The sequence below is a fragment of the Actinomadura rugatobispora genome (assembly GCF_042656285.1).
Taxonomy (GTDB): domain Bacteria; phylum Actinomycetota; class Actinomycetes; order Streptosporangiales; family Streptosporangiaceae; genus Spirillospora; species Spirillospora rugatobispora.
This window is the reverse complement of sequence record NZ_JBHSON010000012.1, coordinates 58,114-75,339: the sequence shown is the minus strand read 5'-3', so window position 1 is coordinate 75,339 and position 17,226 is coordinate 58,114. Positions and strand designations below refer to the sequence as shown.

Below are 17,226 nucleotides of genomic sequence, written 5' to 3'. Positions count from 1 at the left end.
GCGCCCGGGCGATTATGATCTCGGGCAGGGACGGGCGGCGGAGGGCGGCGGGGCCATGGCGTCGGGGACGGTCGGCAGGTTGACGGGGCGGCTGTCCGGCCGGCGGGTGCTGCGCGGGTGCCGGGAGATCGCCGACGAGGTCGCCTCGGTCGAATCCGACTTCGTGGATCTCTCCGACTCCGCGCTGGCCGCCCTCACCGGCGGGTTCCGGGCCCGGATCGCCGCCGGGGAGGATGCGTTCGACCTCCTGATCGAGGCGTTCGCGGCGGTGCGGGAGGCGTCCCGGCGGACGCTGGGGCTGCGCCACCACGACGAGCAGATCATGGGCGGGGCGGCGATGGCCATGGGCGCGGTCGCCGACATGCGCGACAGCGAGGGCAAGACCCTGACCTGCGTGCTCCCGGCCTACCTGGCCGCCCTGGAGGGCGGCGCCGTGCACGTGATCACGATGGACGACCGGCAGGCCGCGGAGGCGGCGCGCTGGATGGGCCCGGTCTACCGGGCGCTCGGCATCGAGGCCGGGCTGATCGGGCACGACCTGGAGACGGACGCGCGGCGCGCGGTGTACAGGGCCGACGTCGTCTACGGGTCCGCCGACGAGATCGGCTACGACGTGCTCCGGGACGAGCTGGCGTGGACCCCGGACGAGCTCGTCCTGCGCGGCCTGGACGCGGGGATCGTGGACGACGCGCTGCACCGGTTCGTCCTGCAGGGCGACACCGAGTTCCTGATCAGCGGCCCGGCGGGCGAGGACGTGGTCGAGCGGCGCACCGCCTGGGCCGGGGTCGCCGGGTCGCTGAGCCTGGACGCGGGCGACTACGCCGTCCACCGGGAGACGCGCTCGGTCCGCCTCCTGCCGCAGGGGGTCGACCGGCTCCAGGACCTCCTGGGGGTCGACGAGCTGCGGCCGGTCGAGGACGCGGTCGAGCTGGGGGTGGTGGCCGCCGTCCTGCGGGCGCGGGAGTTCGGGACGGAGGAGCCCGACCCCGCCGGGAACGTCAGGCTCGCCAGGATCACCGGCGGTGGGCTGCTGCGCGCGTACGGGACGCTGTCGGGCGCGTCGGCCGGTGCCGCCGAGCAGTCGGAGGTGTTCCAGCGCCTCTACGGCATGACGGTGGTGCCGATCCCGTCCCGGCGCCCGGAGGGCGAGGAGTCCGGCTGGATCGTCGAGATGGACCGCTACGAGCGGCAGGCCACGGCGAGCATGGCGGTGGACCTGCAGCGCGCGGAGCGGGCGGCGGAGCGGGCCGCGATCATGCCGGGCGGGGAGCCCGTCGCGGTCGACGGCCTGTTCGGGGAGTACCTCGAGATGCTGCTCCATGGGCTGCCCAGGTCGCTCGGCCGCGACGACGTCGAGCACGTCCTGGCGCGCATCGGGGACACCTACCCGATCTCGGTGACGGCGGACGAGCTGGTGCGCGCCCCCAGGCGGAGCGCGGTCATGGAGCGCCTGCGGGCCGACATGGTCGAGGCGTACGGGCGCCGCGAGCGCGAGCTGGGCGCGGAGCTCGCCCGGGAGATGGAGCGCAGGGTGCTGCTCGCCGTGACGGACCGCGGATGGCGCGAGCATCTGGCGCGGGCGGACGCGCTGCCGGGGAGCCTGTCCCTGCTGGGGAGCGGCGAGCCCGGCGAGGAGTCCATGACCGAGGCGTACCTGGACGCGGTGGCCGACTCGCACCTCATGATGAGGGAGCTGATCGTCGAGGACGTCGTCGGCTACCTGTTCCACATCGAGCTCGACCCCGAGGAGCCCGAGGACGCCTGAGGGCGCCGCCGGCTCCGCCGGTTCAGGCCGGGCGCTCGGTGCGGTCACCTCCCCAGAGGGTGTGGAAGGAGCCCTCGCGGTCGGTGCGGCGGTAGGTGTGGGCGCCGAAGAAGTCCCGCTGGCCCTGGGTGAGGGCGGCGGGCAGGCGCCGCGTCCGCAGCGAGTCGTAGTACGCCAGCGCCGTGGCGAACCCCGGCGCGGGGATGCCCGCACGGGCGGCGGTGGCGGCCACGTCGCGCCAGGCGTCCTGGGCGTCCCCGAGGGCCTCGGCGAAGTGGTCGTCGGTGAGGAGCGTCGGGGTCGCCGGGTCGGCCTCGTACGCGGCGCGGATGCGGTCCAGGAACCGGGCGCGGATGATGCAGCCGCCGCGCCAGATCGTGGCCATCGCGCCCCGGTCGATGTCCCAGCCGTACTCGGCGCTGCCCGCCTGGATCTGGTGGAAGCCCTGCGCGTACGCGACGATCTTGGAGGCGTACAGGGCCTTCTCGACCGCGTCGGCGAAGCCGGAGCCGGCGGCCGCGGGCGCGGACCGGGCCGGGCCCGGCAGGCCCTGCGCGGCCTCCCGCAGGTCGGCGTGCCCGGAGACCGACCGGGCGAACACCGCCTCGGCGATCCCGCCGACCGGGACGCCCAGGTCGAGGGCGGTCTGCACGGTCCAGCGGCCGGTGCCCTTCTGCTCGGCCTGGTCCAGGACCACGTCCACGAACGGCTCGCCGGTGGCGGCGTCGGTGTGCGCCAGCACCTCGGCGGTGATCTCGATCAGGTACGACTCCAGCCGCCCGGTGTTCCAGGTGCGGAACACCTCGGCGATCTCGGCCGGGGACAGTCCGGCGGCGTGGCGCAGCAGGTCGTAGGACTCGGCGATCAGCTGCATGTCGGCGTACTCGATGCCGTTGTGCACCATCTTCACGAAGTGCCCGGCGCCGTCGGGGCCGACGTGCACGCAGCAGGGCGTGCCGCCGACCGAGGCGGCGATGTCCTCCAGCATCGGGCCGAGCGCCGCGTAGGACTCCGCCGACCCGCCCGGCATGATGCTGGGGCCGTGCAGCGCGCCCTCCTCACCGCCGGAGATGCCGGTGCCGACGAAGTGCAGCCCGCGCTCGCGCAGCGCGGCCTCGCGGCGCCGGGTGTCGGCGTAGTGCGCGTTGCCCCCGTCGACGATCATGTCGCCGGGCTCCAGCAGCGGCGCGAACTCCTCGATGACCGCGTCGGTGGGCTCGCCCGCCTTCACCATGATCACCAGGCGGCGGGGGCGCTCCAGCGCGGCCGTGAACTCCTCGGGCGACCGCGCCGGCAGGAAGGTCCCCTCGTGGCCGAACTCCTCCACCAGCGCCTTGGTGCGCGCCGGGGTGCGGTTGTGCACCGCCACGGGATGGCCGTGCCGCGCCAGGTTGCGGGCCAGGTTCCGTCCCATGACCGCCAGTCCCGTGACGCCGATCCGCGCCCCGCCCTTTTCCGCGTTCCCCATTGGCTCTCTCCTGCCCATCTCGCTCATCTCGCGCCCTACCCCTTGGTACGAGGGAGAACACGGCCGCGTTCGGGCGACTCGGAGCCGCATGTCCTTGTTCCGCGCGGGAACGGCATCCATGGTTGAGATCTCACGCACAGCGCCGAGAGGGGAGCGATGCTGGGACTGCCGGAGGGCGTCGAGGCCTGCCTGTTCGATCTGGACGGGGTGCTGACCCGTACCGCCGCCGTGCACGCGGCGGCCTGGAAGGAGATGTTCGACGAGTTCCTGCGGGAGCGGGCGGAGCGGACGGGCGAGCCGTTCGTGCCCTTCGACTCCGCCAAGGACTACAGCCGGTACGTGGACGGCAAGCGGCGGGAGGACGGCACGCGCTCGTTCCTGGAGTCGCGGGGCATCACCCTCCCGGAGGGCTCCCCCGAGGACCCGCCCGAGTCCGAGACCGTGCGGGGGCTGGGCTCGCGCAAGAACGCGCTGGTCCTGAAGCTGATCGAGGAAAAGGGCGTGGAGACCTTCGACGACTCGATCGAGTACGTGCGGCGGGCGCGGGCGGCGGGGCTGAAGACCGCCGTGGTGTCCTCCAGCGCGAACACCGTCCAGGTGCTGCACGTGGTGGGGATCGCCGACCTGTTCGACGCCCGCGTCGACGGGGTGGTGGCCGCCGAGCGCGGCCTGCCGGGCAAGCCGGCGCCCGACACGTTCGTCGAGGGGGCCCGGGAGGTCGGCTGCGAGCCGTCCCGCGCGGTCGTCTTCGAGGACGCGCTGGCGGGCGTGGAGGCGGGCCGGGCGGGCGCGTTCGCGTACGTGGTGGGCGTCAACCGGGTCGACGGCGAGCACGCCCGGGCGCTGGCCGAGCACGGCGCGGACGTGGTGGTGGACGACCTGTCGGAGTTGCTGCAGGGCGACGAGGTACTGAAGGGGGATCGGTGACCGAGCGGGACGTGCGGGGCGCCTCCGACCGGCCGGTGTACGCGGTGGAGCCGTGGTGCGTGCGCGAGCCGGAGCTGCGGCTGGACCGCCTGGCGCAGGGCGAGTCGGTGTTCGCCCTGTCCAACGGGCATGTGGGGATGCGGGGCAACCTGGACGAGGGCGAGCCCCACGGGTTGCCGGGCACCTACCTCAACTCCTTCTACGAGCAGCGTCCGCTGCCATACGCGGAGGCCGGGTACGGCTACCCCGAGCAGGGGCAGACCGTCATCAACGTCACCAACGGCAAGCTGATCAGGCTGCTGGTGGACGACGAGCCGTTCGACGTCCGCTACGGGCGGCTGCACCGCCACGAGCGGATCCTGGACCTGCGGGCGGGGACGCTGACCCGCGAGGTGGAGTGGACCTCCCCCGCCGAGGACCGGGTGCGGATCACCTCCACCCGGATGGTGTCGCTGACCCAGCGCGCGATCGCGGCGATCTGCTACGAGGTCGAGCCGGTGGACGAGCCGCTGCGGCTGGTGGCCCAGTCGGAGCTGGTGGCCAACGAGCAGCTGCCCGATCTGGGCGACGATCCGCGGGTGGCGGCCGCGCTGGAGTCCCCGCTGGTCAGCGAGGAGCACGTGCACAACGGCACCAAGGTCATCCTGGTGCACGCCACCCGCAAGAGCGGGCTGCGGATGGCCGCGGGGATGTCGCACGAGATCGAGGGTCCGGGCCGGATGGAGGTGGACGCCGAGAGCTCCCCCGACGTGGGCCGGATGACGGTGGCGACGGAGCTGCAGCCGGGGCAGAAGCTGCGGATCGTGAAGTACATCGCCTACGGCTGGTCGTCCCAGCGGTCCCGGCCGGCGCTGCACGACCAGGTGGTGGCGGCGCTGGCGGCGGCCCGGCACACCGGCTGGGACGGGCTGCTCAAGCAGCAGCGCGAGTACCTGAACGAGTTCTGGCGCGGCGCCGACATCGAGATCGACGGGGACGCCGAGATCCAGCAGGCGGTCCGCTTCGGGCTCTTCCACATCCTGCAGGCGGGGGCCCGCGCGGAGCGGCGGATGATCCCGGCCAAGGGGCTGACCGGGCCGGGGTACGACGGGCACACGTTCTGGGACACCGAGACGTTCGTGCTGCCGGTGCTGACCTACACCCACCCGTCGTCGGCGGCGGACGCGCTGGCCTGGCGGCACATGACGCTGCCGCTGGCGCACGAGCGGGCCCACCAGCTGGGGCTGGCGGGCGCCACCTTCCCGTGGCGGACGATCCGGGGCCAGGAGTGCTCGGGGTACTGGCCGGCCGGGACGGCGGCGTTCCACATCAACGCCGACATCGCCGACGCGGTGGTGCGGTACGTGGACGCGACCGAGGACGAGCGGTTCGAGCGCGAGGTCGGGCTGCCGCTGCTGGTGGAGACGGCGCGGCTGTGGCGCGACCTGGGCCACCACGACGTGGAGGGCGTCTTCCGCATCGACGGCGTGACCGGGCCCGACGAGTACAGCGCGGTCGTGGACAACAACGTCTACACCAACCTGATGGCGCGCCGGAACATGCAGGCGGCGGCGGCGATGGCGATGCGCCATCCCGACCTGGCCGAGCGGTACGGGGTGAGCACGGACGAGGCCGCGTCCTGGCGGAACGCGGCGGCGGCGATGCTGCTCCCCTACGACGAGCGGCTCGGGGTGCACCCGCAGAGCGAGGGCTTCACCAACCACGCCAAGTGGGACTTCCAGGGGACCAAGCCCGACCACTACCCGCTGCTGCTGAACTACCCGTACTTCGACCTGTACCGCAAGCAGGTGATCAAGCAGGCGGACCTGGTGCTGGCGATGCACATGTGCGGGGAGGCGTTCACCGACGAGCAGAAGCGGCGCAACTTCGAGTACTACGAGGGCCTGACGGTGCGGGACTCCTCACTGTCGGCGCAGAGCCAGGCCGTGATGGCCGCGGAGGTGGGGCATCTGGACCTGGCCCACGACTACCTGGGCGAGACGGCGCTGATGGACCTGCACGACCTGGCCCGCAACACCCGCGACGGGCTGCACATCGCCTCGATGGCGGGGGCGTGGAGCGGGCTGGTCGCGGGCTTCGGCGGGATGCGGGCGTCCGACGGGTGCCTGTCGTTCGCGCCGCGGCTGCCGGGCGGGATCAGCCGCATGGCGTTCCGGATGCGCTACCGGGGCAGCCGGGTGCGGGTCACGGTGCGGGCGGAGCACGCGATCTACGAGCTGCTGGAGGGGCCCGGCCTCAAGCTGCGCCACCACGGGGAGGAGTTCACCCTGGGGGACGAGCCGGCCGAGCTGCGGATCGAGCCGATGCCCGGCCTGCCCCGGCCGGCGCAGCCGCCCGGCCGGGAGCCGATGCCGCGCCGCACCGACCCTCATCTGCGGGAGGTGCCGGAGCAGTCGCTCGCCGCCGACGGCCTGGGCTGACGCCCTCACCCACCGGGGACGGTGCCGCAGGAGGCGTCCCCGGAGGGGACGTCCACGGGCCGGACGGCCACGGGCGGGGTCGCGCCGGACGGCGCGCAGGGGTCGCAGACGTCCGCGCCGCCGGCGGCGGTGGTGCGGACGGCCCCGGTCTCGGGCTCGCACTCGACCATGAGGCGGCGGGGGCCGGGGCCGTTGTCGCCGAGCCGGTCGTACGGGTTGGCCAGCGCGCACGTCTTCAGGGACAGGCAGCCGCAGCCGATGCAGTCGGTGAGGTCGTCGCGGAGCCGTTCCAGCTGGGCGATGCGGGAGTCGAGATCGGCGCGCCAGGTCTCCGACAGCCGCGCCCAGTCGTCGGCCGTGGGGGTGCGGCCCTCGGGCAGGGTGCCGAGGGCGTCCCTGATGTCGCTCAGCGGGATCCCGACCCGCTGCGAGATCTTGATGAACGAGACCCGGCGCAGCGTGTCACGGGGGAAGCGCCGCTGGTTGCCGGGCGTGCGGCGGCTGCTGATCAGCCCCTTGGACTCGTAGAAGTGCAGCGCGGAGACCGCGACCCCGCTGCGTTCGGCGAGCTGGCCCACGGTCAGCTCGTGCACCCTGTGCTCCAAGCGCGTCATGGGCCCCATCGTAGGTCATCCTCAACAAGAGTTGAGGTTTGCGCCGCCGAGCGCGGCGGGGCGCGGGGCGCGGGCCGGGGTCAGCCCGGCGTGGGAGTGGCGCCGCCGGCGCCCATCCCGCCCGCGGGCCGCTCCGCCCGCCGCTCGGCCTCCTTGCCCGCCTTGCGCAGCCGGAACGCGGCGCCGATCATGATCGCGCCGACCACGATGGCGAACGCGCCGATCAGCCAGACCAGCGCCAGCGCCCCGGAGACCGGCCAGGCGAACAGCAGCACGCCGAACAGCACCGAGAGCGCGCCGGCCGCGATGTAGAACCACTCACCCTCGATCTCGCGGCGCAGCGCGACGGCCGAGATGATCTCGAACACCCCGACCACGACCGCCCAGACCGCGATCAGCATGAGCAGCGCGAACGCGGTGATGGCCGGCCAGATCAGCGCCACCAGGCCCAGCACGATCCCGGCCACCCCGATGACCGCGGCCCAGGTCCGGGACCCCCCGAATCCGCCGCGGATCGCGCCGACCAGCGCGATGATGCCGTCCACCAGCGCGTACAGGCCGAACAGGATCACCAGCGCCAGCACCGTGATCCCCGGCCAGAACAGCGCGGCGAGGCCGAACAGGACCGCGAACCCGCCGCGTACCGCCAGCACCCACCAGTGCCGGGTGATCAGATCGAACACGTCAGGCCTCCCTCTCCGTGGCGGCCCCCGGGTCGAACGCCCGGAATGAACGTCTTTGAGCACGCCTTTCCCGAATGACTGCCCGTACGGAAAGCACCCGTTCCCTCAGCGAGCCAAAATTCGGGTCGACTCCAGGCAAAGCCCGGCTACGATCACGCGAATGCGCCCCTTCTCCGGACCCTCCGATCTGCGCGCCATGCAGGAGCTCACCCGGCGGCTGGAGCCGCGGAGCGGCCGCTGGCACATCGGCGAGCTCGTCTGGTACCGCCACCAGCACGGCGAGTGCGCCTGGCCCACCGCCCTGTGGGAGCGCGGCGGCGAGACCGCGGCGTGGGCGTGGCTCGCCCGGCCCGGCGAACTCGACCTGCACCTCGACCCCGCCCACCCCGACCTGGCCGACGAGATCCTGCGCTGGTTCGACGAGGTCGCCGGGAGCGACTCCCGGGCGATCACCGTGCTGGACGCCGAGACCGGCCTCATCGAGACGCTGCGCCGGCACGGCTACCGCGAGGTGACCGAAGGCCCGTTCTTCATCCACCTGCGCCGCGACCTCGACGGGCTGCCCGAGCCGGAGGTGCCCGAAGGGTACGCGCTGCGGCACGTGCGGGGCACGGGCGACGCGATGGCCAGGGCGGCGGTGCACCGGGCGGCGTTCTCCCTGCCCGGCGCGCCGTCCATGGTCACCAGCGCCGCCTACGAGCGGATGATGGGCGTGTGGCCGTACCGGGCCGACCTGGACTGGCTGGTGGAGGCGCCCGACGGCTCCCCCGCCGCGTTCTGCCTGGTGTGGCTGGACGAGCACAACCGCGAGGCGGTGCTGGAGCCGGTGGGAACCGATCCGGGGCACCGGCGGCGCGGGCTGGCGAGCGCGGCCGTCCTCGCGGCTCTGCGCACCGCGCGGGAGCTGGGCGCGGAGACGGCGCGGGTCGCGGCGCGGGGAGACGACGCCTACCCCTCGGCGCGGGCGACGTACCGGTCGGTGGGTTTCCGGCGCTCGGCGCGGAACGTGACCTTCGTCCGCTGACGGAAGGGAAAGAGCGGGCCGCGCCGGCGCCGGCGGGGACGTCTCTCTGTGCCGGGATCTACCGGTGGGTCAGTGGCCCAGCCGGTTCACCAGGGCGTTGTACTCGTCCCACAGCTCCTTGGGCAGGTGGTCGCCGAAGGTCTCGAAGTGCTCGGGGACCAGCGCGGCCTCCTGCCTCCAGACCTCGGTGTCGACCGTCAGCAGGGTGTCGAGGTCGGCGTCGGCGATCTCCAGGCCCTCGGTGTCCAGGGCCGCCTTGGTGGGCAGGTGGCCGATCGGGGTCTTGACGGCGTCGGCCTGGCCGTTGAGGCGCTCCACGATCCACTTCAGGACGCGGCTGTTCTCGCCGAAGCCGGGCCAGATGAACGTGCCGTCGGCGTTCTTGCGGAACCAGTTGACGTAGTAGATCCGCGGCAGCTTCTCGGCGTCGGTGGAGCGGCCGATCTTCAGCCAGTGGCCGAAGTAGTCGCCCATGTTGTAGCCGCAGAACGGCAGCATCGCGAACGGGTCGCGGCGCAGCTCGCCGACCTTGCCCTCGGCCGCGGCGGTCTTCTCCGAGGCCACGTTGGCCCCGAGGAACACGCCCTGCTGCCAGTCGAAGGACTCGGTGACCAGCGGGACCGCGCTGGCCCGGCGGCCGCCGAACAGGATCGCCGAGATCGGGACGCCCTTGGGGTCCTCCCACTCGTCGGCGATGATCGGGCACTGCCCGGCCGGGGTGGTGAAGCGGGCGTTGGGGTGGGCGGCCGGGGTCGTCGACTCCGGCGTCCAGTCGTTGCCCTTCCAGTCGGTCAGGTGCGCGGGCGGCTCGTCGGTCAGGCCCTCCCACCACACGTCGCCGTCGTCGGTGAGCGCGACGTTGGTGAAGACGCTGTTGCCCCACAGGGTCTTGACCGCGTTGGCGTTGGTGCCCTCGCCGGTGCCGGGGGCGACGCCGAAGAACCCGGCCTCGGGGTTGATCGCGTAGAGCCGGCCGTCCTCGCCGAACCGCATCCAGGCGATGTCGTCGCCGACCGTCTCGACCTTCCAGCCGGGGATGGTCGGCTGGAGCATGGCCAGGTTGGTCTTGCCGCAGGCGGACGGGAACGCGGCGGCCACGTACCGGGTCTCACCGGTCGGCGGGGTGAGCTTGAGGATCAGCATGTGCTCGGCCATCCAGCCCTCATCCCGGGCCATGGTCGAGGCGATCCGCAGCGCGTAGCACTTCTTGCCGAGCAGGGCGTTGCCGCCGTAGCCGGACCCGTAGGACCAGATCTCCCGGGTCTCGGGGAAGTGCGAGATGTACTTGGTGGAGTTGCACGGCCACGGCACGTCCTGCTGTCCCGGCTCCAGCGGGGCGCCGACGGAGTGGACGGCCTTGACGAAGCCGCCGCGCTCCTCGATCAGGCGCAGCGCCTCGGTTCCCATCCGGGTCATGACCTTCATCGACACCGCGACGTAGGCGGAGTCGGTGATCTCAACGCCGAGCTGGGAGATGTTGCCGCCCAGCGGGCCCATGCAGAACGGCACCACGTACATGGTGCGGCCCTTCATGCAGCCCTTGAAGAGCTCGCCGAAGGTGGCCCGCATCTCGGCGGGCGCGATCCAGTTGTTGGTGGGGCCGGCGTCGGCCTCCTTTTCCGAGCAGATGTAGGTGCGGTCCTCTACTCGGGCGACGTCACTGGGGTCGGAGGCCGCGTAGAAGCTGTTGGGCCGTTTCTCCGGGTTCAGCCGCTTGAACGTGCCCTGCTCCACGAGGAGCCCGGTGAGGCGCTCCCATTCCGATTCCGAGCCGTCGCACCATTCGATCCGGTCGGGCTGGGTCAGCTCGGCGATCCCGCGGACCCAGTCGATCAGCGCTGTGTGACTGGTTGGGGCCTCGTCGAGGGCCGCTGCCGACGACGCGGTGACCTGGTTGGACACGGGCAACTCCTTCAGCTGTTCGCAGGATCTTTGCATCATGAACAAAAGCGAACGTCTTTGCCATTTGGTCTGGACCAATCGCGGCAGCTTTTGGGGGTTGCGGTCCGTTTATGTGACTGATATCACCTGGCCCGTCTTGTCCGGGGTCGGAGGGCCGCGGGCACCGGTTCCGCCTGGCGGAGTTCACGCCGGGTAAACGTGGGTTTCGGTGGCCTTCACGGCGGCCCAAACCCGGCTGCCTTCGGTCAATTGGAGTTCGGCGACGGCGCCGGGCGTCACGTCGGCGGCGGCCGGCAGCGGCGGGCCGTCCAACCGGATCCGGACCCGATCGCCGTGGCGCTCGATGGCGCCGACCCGGGCGGGCCACAGATTGCGCGGGCTGCCCTCCGGCATGGAACGGTGGATCGCCACCGACGATGGCGCGAAGGCAAGGAAAACCTCGCCGTCGAGCTTGTCGATCGTATCCAGTTGGTGGGCACCGTCCTGGAGCGTGACAGTACCACCGGACGCGTGCCCGCGATAGAGGTTCAGCCCGACCAGGCGTGCCACGTAGTCGGTCCTGGGACGCCGCGCCACTTCGGCGGGCTCGCCCTGCTGCACCACCCGGCCGCCCTCCACCACGACCAGCCGGTCGGCGAGCACCATCGCGTCCAGCGGGTCGTGGGTGACGAGCACGGCCGCGCCCTCGAAACCGGCCAGATGGCGGCGCACCGCGGCCCGGATCTCCAGCCGCGTATGCGCGTCCAGGGCCGACAGCGGCTCGTCCAGCAGCAGCAGGCTCGGTTCCACGGCCAGAGCGCGCGCCAGGGCCACCCGCTGCGCCTGCCCGCCCGACAGCGTCCTGGGACGGGACGAGGCGTAGTCGGCCAGGCCGACCCGTTCCAGCCACTCGGCGGCCCTGCGGCGCGCCTCGCGCCGCCCCGTCCCCTGGCAGCGGAGCCCGAACGCGACGTTCTCCACGGCGCTCAGATGCGGGAAGAGCAGATAGTCCTGGAAGACCATGCCGATCCCCCGCCGCTCGGGCGGCAGCGCGTGGACGGCGTCACCGTCCACGCGGATGTGCCCGGCGGCCATCGGGGTGAGCCCCGCCAGGGCCCGCAGCGCGGTGCTCTTGCCCGCCCCGTTGGGCCCGAGCAGCGCCACGACCTCACCGGGCTCGGCCTCCAGCTCCACATCGAGCTCGAACGGCCCGCGCCGTACCAGCAGCCGCGCCTCCAGCCCCCGCCGCCCGCTCACGCCGTGTTCACCCACCGGTCCCGGAGCGCGGCCAGGACCAGCACCGACACCACCAGCAGCACCAGGCTCAGCACGATCGCGGCCTGCGGATCGGTCTCCAGGGCGAGGTAGACGGCCAGCGGCATGGTCTGCGTGCGCCCCGGGAAGTTGCCCGCGAACGTGATCGTGGCCCCGAACTCCCCCAGCGCCCGCGCCCAGCACAGCACCGCCCCGGCCGCGATGCCCGGCGCCACCAGCGGCAGCGTGACCCGCCGGAAGACCGTCCAGCGGGTGGCGCCGAGCGTGGCGGCGGCCTCCTCGTACCGCAGGTCGGCGGCGCGCAGCGCGCCCTCCACGCTGATCACCAGGAACGGCATCGCCACGAACGTCTCGGCCAGCACCACGCCCGCGGTGGTGAACGGCAGCGTGATCCCGAACGCCGAGTCCAGCCACTGGCCCACGACCCCGCGCCGTCCCAGCACCAGCAGCAGCGCCACGCCGCCCACGACCGGGGGCAGCACCAGCGGCACGGTGACCAGCGCCCGCACCAGCCGGGCGCCCGGGAACGGCACCCGCGCCAGCATCCAGGCCAGCGGCACCCCGAACAGCAGGCACAGCCCGGTCGCGAGCGTGGCGCTGACCAGCGACAGCCGCAGCGCCTCCAGCACCTGCGGCTCGCCCAGCCGCGTGCCCAGCGTGGACCAGGGGGCCCGGAACAGCAGCCCGCCCAGGGGCAGCACGAGGAAGGCCAGCGCGATCAGCGCCGGGACCATCAGGATCCACGGCGGCCGCCCCGGATGCCCCTCCCCCGCCTTGGCCTTCTTGGCCTTCCTGAGCCGCGCGGGCGCGTCCGGCGGGGCGGGCGGGGTGGAGGCGGTCACCGTACGGCGCATGGCCTCACGCCGCCGCCGCGACCATCACCCGGCCCGGCCCGGCGGGCACGCGCCCTCCGTTCACTGCCCGGCCAGCTCGACCACGACGTTCGTGGACTTCACCACGGCGTCGGCCACCACCCCGGGCGCCAGCCCGAGCTCGTCGGCGGCCTCCCGGCTCATCAGCGACACCAGCCGGAACGGCCCGGCCTGGATCTCCACCTGGGCCATCACCCCGTCCCGCCGGACGTCGGTGACGATGCCGCGCATCCGGTTGCGGGCCGAGGAGGAGGCCAGCTCGGCCTGGCCGGCCTCGGCGCGGACGAAGGCGGCCAGCTCGGCGGCGGGCACCAGCCGGTGGCCGTGCTCGTCGCGGGACGCGGCCAGCCGCCCGCCGTCCACCCAGCGCCGGACGGTGTCGGCGCTGACCCCGAGCAGCGCGGCGGCCTCGCTGATCCGGAAGGTCGTCTCGGTCATCACGGGCACACCCTACCCCTCGCACTTACCAGGTCGGTCCCTGGATATCACCCGGAGATGCGATGCCGCCTCGCCGGTCAGCCCGGCCCGGCGCCGTTCCCCGGCTCGATCACCCCGGCGATCATCCCGAGGGACGCCCAGTCGACCAGGCGCCTCCGGCGGATCTCCCCGAACGTGGCGATCTCCACGGCCGTCCGCTCGCCCTCGGCCGCCGCGCCTTGCGGCTCGGCCGACCGCAGCTCGGCCAGCTCGGCCTCGGTGACCTCGGCCCCGAACACGTGCGCGCGGTGCGCCGACATGGCCGCGTTGACCTGGCGGTCCCCGTACGCGCGCAGGCGGCCGGGCGGGAGCTCCAGGCCGGTCTCCTCGGCCAGCTCCGCCAGCGCCACGGCCGGCGGGTCGTCCGTCCCGGCCGGGCCGGACCCGCCGGGCGGCTCGTGCACGAAGCCGTCGGCGGTGGCGCCCGGCCCGCGGAACTCGCGGACCAGCACGACCGTCGTCTCGTCGAGCGTGGGCCCCGGCCGGTAGAGGACGACGACGCTCGTGTCGGGCCGGAAGACCACCAGCTCGCCGTCCTTGACCCGGTCCTCGGCGGTGACGCGCACCCGGACGCGCAGCCCCCACTGGTCGCCGAACCGCCAGGCGACGCGGGCCCCGAGCAGGACGTTGCCCGCCGCGCGCTGCGCCCCGTACCAGCGCTGGAAGGGGCCGGTGCGCCACAGCGCCAGCGGCACCGCGCACTCGCCCCCGGAGCGGGGCGCGCCCGCGCCGATCCTGTCCAGGGCGGCGGCCACCGTGCCGGGGAGGTCGGTGGCGGTGGGCACGCCGTGCTTCTCGGCGTAGTGCAGCAGGTAGCGGTTCTTGGGGGCGCCGGGCGGGGCGCCGAACACCGCGCGCCCGCTGTCGTGCCACATCCCCCATTCGACGTTGGTGGTGAACGCGGGCATGGTGTCCAGGTCGCGCGGCACGTAGAAGAGCACCTCGTCGGCGAGGTGCAGGCAGCGCTCCTCCCAGTCGACCTGGCCGGTGTAGTCGTCCTGGATACCGTGCCGGTCCTCGGGGTCGAACACCACCAGCCGCCCGCCGCCGCGCCAGCGTGCGCGCAGCTCGGCGAGGGCGGCGGGGCGCCAGGACGGCACCTCGGGCGAGCGCGGCGTGGGACCGGCCAGGAAGATCGCCGCGTCCCAGCGGTCCGGCGGCTCCTCGCGCGCGTACACGGTGATCGTTTCCTGGGCCATGGCCGTACCTTCCTGTGTTCGGGCCGCCCGCGCCGGGCCGCCGGCGGCCGTCGCGGCTTGGACCGATCCCCTTGGGGTAAAGGGCCTTCCAACAAACATTCCGCCCGGTCTAAGGAGAGAAGCGATGACTGGGACAAGGCGGGTGCCGCGCAGCCGCGGCGCCCTGTGCGGAGCGCTGCTGGTGCTGCTCGGACTGTGGGGCGGGCTCCTCCCCTTCGCCGGTCCGTACGCCGATTTCGGTTTCGCCCCCGACAGGACGTGGTTCTACACCACCGAGCGGTTGCAACTGAGCGTGGCCCCGGCGATCGCCGTCGGGCTGGGCGGGCTGGTGGTGCTGGTCGCCGCCGGGCGCGTCCTGGCGATGACGGGCGCCCTGCTGGCCGCGCTGGGCGGCGCCTGGTTCGTGGTCGGGCGCCCCGTCGCGGCGCTGTGGGACGTGCAGGGCGTCGGCGCGCCGCTGGGCACCGAGGAAGGGCGGCGGCTGGCCGAGGACCTGTCGGGCTTCTCCGCGCTGGGCGTGGTCGCGGTGTTCCTGGCCGCGCTGGCGCTGGGACGCTTCGCGGTCGCCGGCGCGCGGGACGCGGAGGACTACGGCGGCTACGGGGACGACGGCCACGAGGAGCCCTACGACGCCCCGAGGAGCTCCAACGTCACCTCGCGCTACTCCGGCTCCAGCGGCACCACGCAGCCGCTGGCCCCGGCGTTCGGCCGCTACGCGCGGCCGCCGCAGGACGAGCCGCCGGGGCCGCCGCACGCCCCCGACCAGCGCGTGGCGGGAGATCCCGGGCCGCGGGCCTAAGGCCGGGGGCCCTGAGGCCAGAGGCCCGGAGCCGAGGGGGTCAGCGGTTCCTGCCGCGCATGTTGCGGACGGAGGCGCTGGTCTCGTAGTCGCGCTTCTCGTCGTCGAGCCGGACGTCGTCGCGGTCGGTGAACATGGCCACGAAGGCCACCAGCAGGCCGACGCCGCCGATCCACGGCTCCTTCCAGGCGAAGCTGAGCGCCACGCAGCCCAGCGCGACCGACATGAGCAGCAGCAGCTTCACAGGCACCCCTCGAGCATCCGGTGCGGCGCACTCCGCCAAGTAAGCGATAGGTTACATCGCTTCCGCCTGACTGCATGGTGACACGACCCGGCCCGCCCACGAAAGTGCCATGTGGGGGGACGACCCCCCACACCCCCCGGCGACCGGGCGGGCCGGAAACGATCGCCGCTACTTGCGCTTGGAGCGCTTCTCGCGGATCTTCATCGCGATGTCCAGCGGGGTGCCCTCGAACCCGAACTCCTCCCGCAGCCGCCGTTCGATGAACCGCCGGTAGCCCTCCTCCAGGAACCCGGAGGTGAACAGCACGAAGCGCGGCGGGCGCACGCCCGCCTGCGTGGCGAACAGGATCTTGGGCTGCTTGCCGCCCCGGACCGGGTGCGGATGCGCGTTCACCAGGTCGGCGAAGAACTGGTTGAGCTTGGAGGTCGGCACCCGGGTGCCCCAGCCCTCCAGCGCCGTCTCGATCGCCGGGACGAACTTGTCCATGTGCCGTCCGGTGCGGGCGGAGATGTTGACCCGCGGCGCCCAGCGCGCGTTGTGCAGCTGCCGGTCGATCTCGCGCTCCAGGTAGTGGCGGCGCTCCTCGTCCAGCAGGTCCCACTTGTTGTAGGCGATCACCAGCGAGCGGCCCGACTCGATCACCATCGAGACGATCCGCAGGTCCTGCTCGGCCAGCGGCTCGGTGGTGTCGACCAGCACCACGGCGACCTCGGCGCGCTCCAGCGCCGACCGGGTGCGCAGCGTGGCGTAGAAGTCGGCGCCCTGGTTCTCGCGGTGCCGGCGGCGGATCCCGGCGGTGTCGATGAACCGCCAGGTCTTGCCGCCCAGCTCGATCAGCTCGTCGACCGGGTCGCGGGTGGTGCCGGCGACCGCGTCCACGACCGCCCGGTTCTCCCCCGCGAGCTTGTTGAGCAGGCTGGACTTGCCGACGTTGGGACGGCCCAGCAGCGCCACCCGGCGCGGCCCGCCGGTCTCGCCGAACGTCTCGGCGGGGGCCTCCTCGGGCAGCGCCTCCAGCACCGCGTCCAGCAGGTCGCCGCTGCCGCGCCCGTGCAGGGCGCTGACCGGGTGCGGCTCGCCGATGCCCAGCGACCACAGGATCGCCGCGTCGGACTCGGCGCCCACGTCGTCGACCTTGTTGGCGACCAGCACCACCGGCTTGCCGGACCGGCGCAGGATCTCCACCACGGCCTCGTCCACGTCGGTGGCGCCCACGGTCGCGTCGACCACGAACATCACCACGTCGGCCAGGTCGACCGCCAGCCGGGCCTGCTCGGCGATCGCGGCGGCCAGGCCGGAGGAGTCGGGCAGCCAGCCGCCGGTGTCGACCACGGTGAAGCGGCGGCCGCTCCAGGTGGCGTCGTAGGCGACCCGGTCGCGGGTCACCCCCGGCACGTCCTCGACGACCGCCTCGCGGCGCCCGATGACCCGGTTGACCAGGGTCGACTTCCCGACGTTGGGACGGCCCACGACCGCCACCACGGGCGCGGGCGCCTCGTCGGCGGCCCATGCGCCGGAGTCCCCGGCCTCGCCGGCGTCCTCGGGGAGGGTCTCGATCTCGTACTCGCTCACGTGTGC

At 73.4% G+C, this 17,226-nt stretch carries 14 protein-coding genes and 1 pseudogene; 5 read left to right on the top strand and 10 right to left on the bottom strand.

Features of this window, described 5'->3' with window-relative positions:
* Window positions 1-55 precede the first annotated feature (55 nt).
* Window positions 56-1,765 (top strand): hypothetical protein, encoded by a 1,710-nt coding sequence (locus tag ACFPZN_RS10990; protein WP_378281750.1) that lies wholly within the window; start codon window positions 56-58, stop codon window positions 1,763-1,765.
* A gap of 22 nt (window positions 1,766-1,787) precedes the next feature.
* Here ACFPZN_RS10990 and gndA read toward each other — a convergent pair whose 3' ends face one another.
* On the bottom strand, window positions 1,788-3,233 hold the full coding sequence (gene gndA / locus ACFPZN_RS10985; RefSeq protein WP_378281749.1) for an NADP-dependent phosphogluconate dehydrogenase: 1,446 nt from the start codon (window positions 3,231-3,233) through the stop codon (window positions 1,788-1,790).
* A gap of 156 nt (window positions 3,234-3,389) precedes the next feature.
* Here gndA and ACFPZN_RS10980 point away from each other — a divergent pair, with 156 nt between their 5' ends.
* A complete protein-coding gene (locus ACFPZN_RS10980; RefSeq protein WP_378281748.1) occupies window positions 3,390-4,160 on the top strand; it encodes a beta-phosphoglucomutase family hydrolase in 771 nt (256 codons plus the stop codon).
* Window positions 4,157-6,580 (top strand): glycoside hydrolase family 65 protein, encoded by a 2,424-nt coding sequence (locus ACFPZN_RS10975; RefSeq protein WP_378281747.1) that lies wholly within the window; start codon window positions 4,157-4,159, stop codon window positions 6,578-6,580. The genes ACFPZN_RS10980 and ACFPZN_RS10975 overlap by 4 nt, the downstream gene beginning before the upstream one ends.
* A 143-nt stretch (window positions 6,581-6,723) precedes the next feature.
* Here the strand turns inward: ACFPZN_RS10975 and soxR are convergent.
* Both soxR and ACFPZN_RS10965 read right to left on the bottom strand, forming a co-directional pair.
* Window positions 6,724-7,194, bottom strand: a pseudogene (gene soxR / locus ACFPZN_RS10970) (redox-sensitive transcriptional activator SoxR); the annotation flags it as partial.
* 80 nt (window positions 7,195-7,274) lie between these two features.
* Complete coding sequence (locus tag ACFPZN_RS10965) at window positions 7,275-7,877, bottom strand: HdeD family acid-resistance protein (RefSeq protein WP_378281746.1); 603 nt, start codon at window positions 7,875-7,877, stop codon at window positions 7,275-7,277.
* A 160-nt stretch (window positions 7,878-8,037) separates the two neighbouring features.
* Here ACFPZN_RS10965 and ACFPZN_RS10960 point away from each other — a divergent pair, with 160 nt between their 5' ends.
* Window positions 8,038-8,901, top strand: a complete 864-nt coding sequence (locus ACFPZN_RS10960) for a GNAT family N-acetyltransferase (RefSeq protein WP_378281745.1) — start codon at window positions 8,038-8,040, stop codon at window positions 8,899-8,901.
* Window positions 8,902-8,970: 69 nt separating this feature from the next.
* Here the strand turns inward: ACFPZN_RS10960 and ACFPZN_RS10955 are convergent, their stop codons facing one another.
* From ACFPZN_RS10955 to ACFPZN_RS10935, 5 genes are all read right to left on the bottom strand, one after another.
* Entirely contained in the window at window positions 8,971-10,803 is a 1,833-nt protein-coding gene (locus ACFPZN_RS10955; RefSeq protein ID WP_378281744.1) for a phosphoenolpyruvate carboxykinase (GTP), read from the bottom strand.
* A gap of 183 nt (window positions 10,804-10,986) precedes the next feature.
* The gene (locus ACFPZN_RS10950) at window positions 10,987-12,039 is read right to left on the bottom strand and encodes an ABC transporter ATP-binding protein (protein ID WP_378281743.1); all 1,053 of its coding nucleotides are present in this window, start codon (window positions 12,037-12,039) and stop codon (window positions 10,987-10,989) included.
* The gene (locus tag ACFPZN_RS10945; RefSeq protein ID WP_378281867.1) at window positions 12,036-12,791 is read right to left on the bottom strand and encodes an ABC transporter permease; all 756 of its coding nucleotides are present in this window, start codon (window positions 12,789-12,791) and stop codon (window positions 12,036-12,038) included. The genes ACFPZN_RS10950 and ACFPZN_RS10945 overlap by 4 nt, the downstream gene beginning before the upstream one ends.
* Window positions 12,792-12,971: 180 nt before the next feature.
* Window positions 12,972-13,367: a TOBE domain-containing protein gene (locus tag ACFPZN_RS10940; RefSeq protein WP_378281742.1), complete on the bottom strand. Its 396-nt coding sequence runs from the start codon at window positions 13,365-13,367 to the stop codon at window positions 12,972-12,974.
* A 77-nt stretch (window positions 13,368-13,444) separates the two neighbouring features.
* Complete coding sequence (locus ACFPZN_RS10935) at window positions 13,445-14,605, bottom strand: nucleoside 2-deoxyribosyltransferase domain-containing protein (RefSeq protein WP_378281741.1); 1,161 nt, start codon at window positions 14,603-14,605, stop codon at window positions 13,445-13,447.
* 124 nt (window positions 14,606-14,729) lie between these two features.
* On the opposite strand from ACFPZN_RS10935, the gene ACFPZN_RS10930 reads away from it, so the two are divergent.
* Window positions 14,730-15,404, top strand: coding sequence for a hypothetical protein (locus tag ACFPZN_RS10930; RefSeq protein WP_378281740.1), 675 nt, complete (start codon window positions 14,730-14,732; stop codon window positions 15,402-15,404).
* Between the two features lie 40 nt (window positions 15,405-15,444).
* Here the strand turns inward: ACFPZN_RS10930 and ACFPZN_RS10925 are convergent, their stop codons facing one another.
* Window positions 15,445-15,654 (bottom strand): hypothetical protein, encoded by a 210-nt coding sequence (locus ACFPZN_RS10925; RefSeq protein WP_378281739.1) that lies wholly within the window; start codon window positions 15,652-15,654, stop codon window positions 15,445-15,447.
* 162 nt (window positions 15,655-15,816) lie between these two features.
* Window positions 15,817-17,220: a ribosome biogenesis GTPase Der gene (gene der, locus ACFPZN_RS10920; protein WP_378281866.1), complete on the bottom strand. Its 1,404-nt coding sequence runs from the start codon at window positions 17,218-17,220 to the stop codon at window positions 15,817-15,819.
* Window positions 17,221-17,226 lie beyond the last annotated feature (6 nt).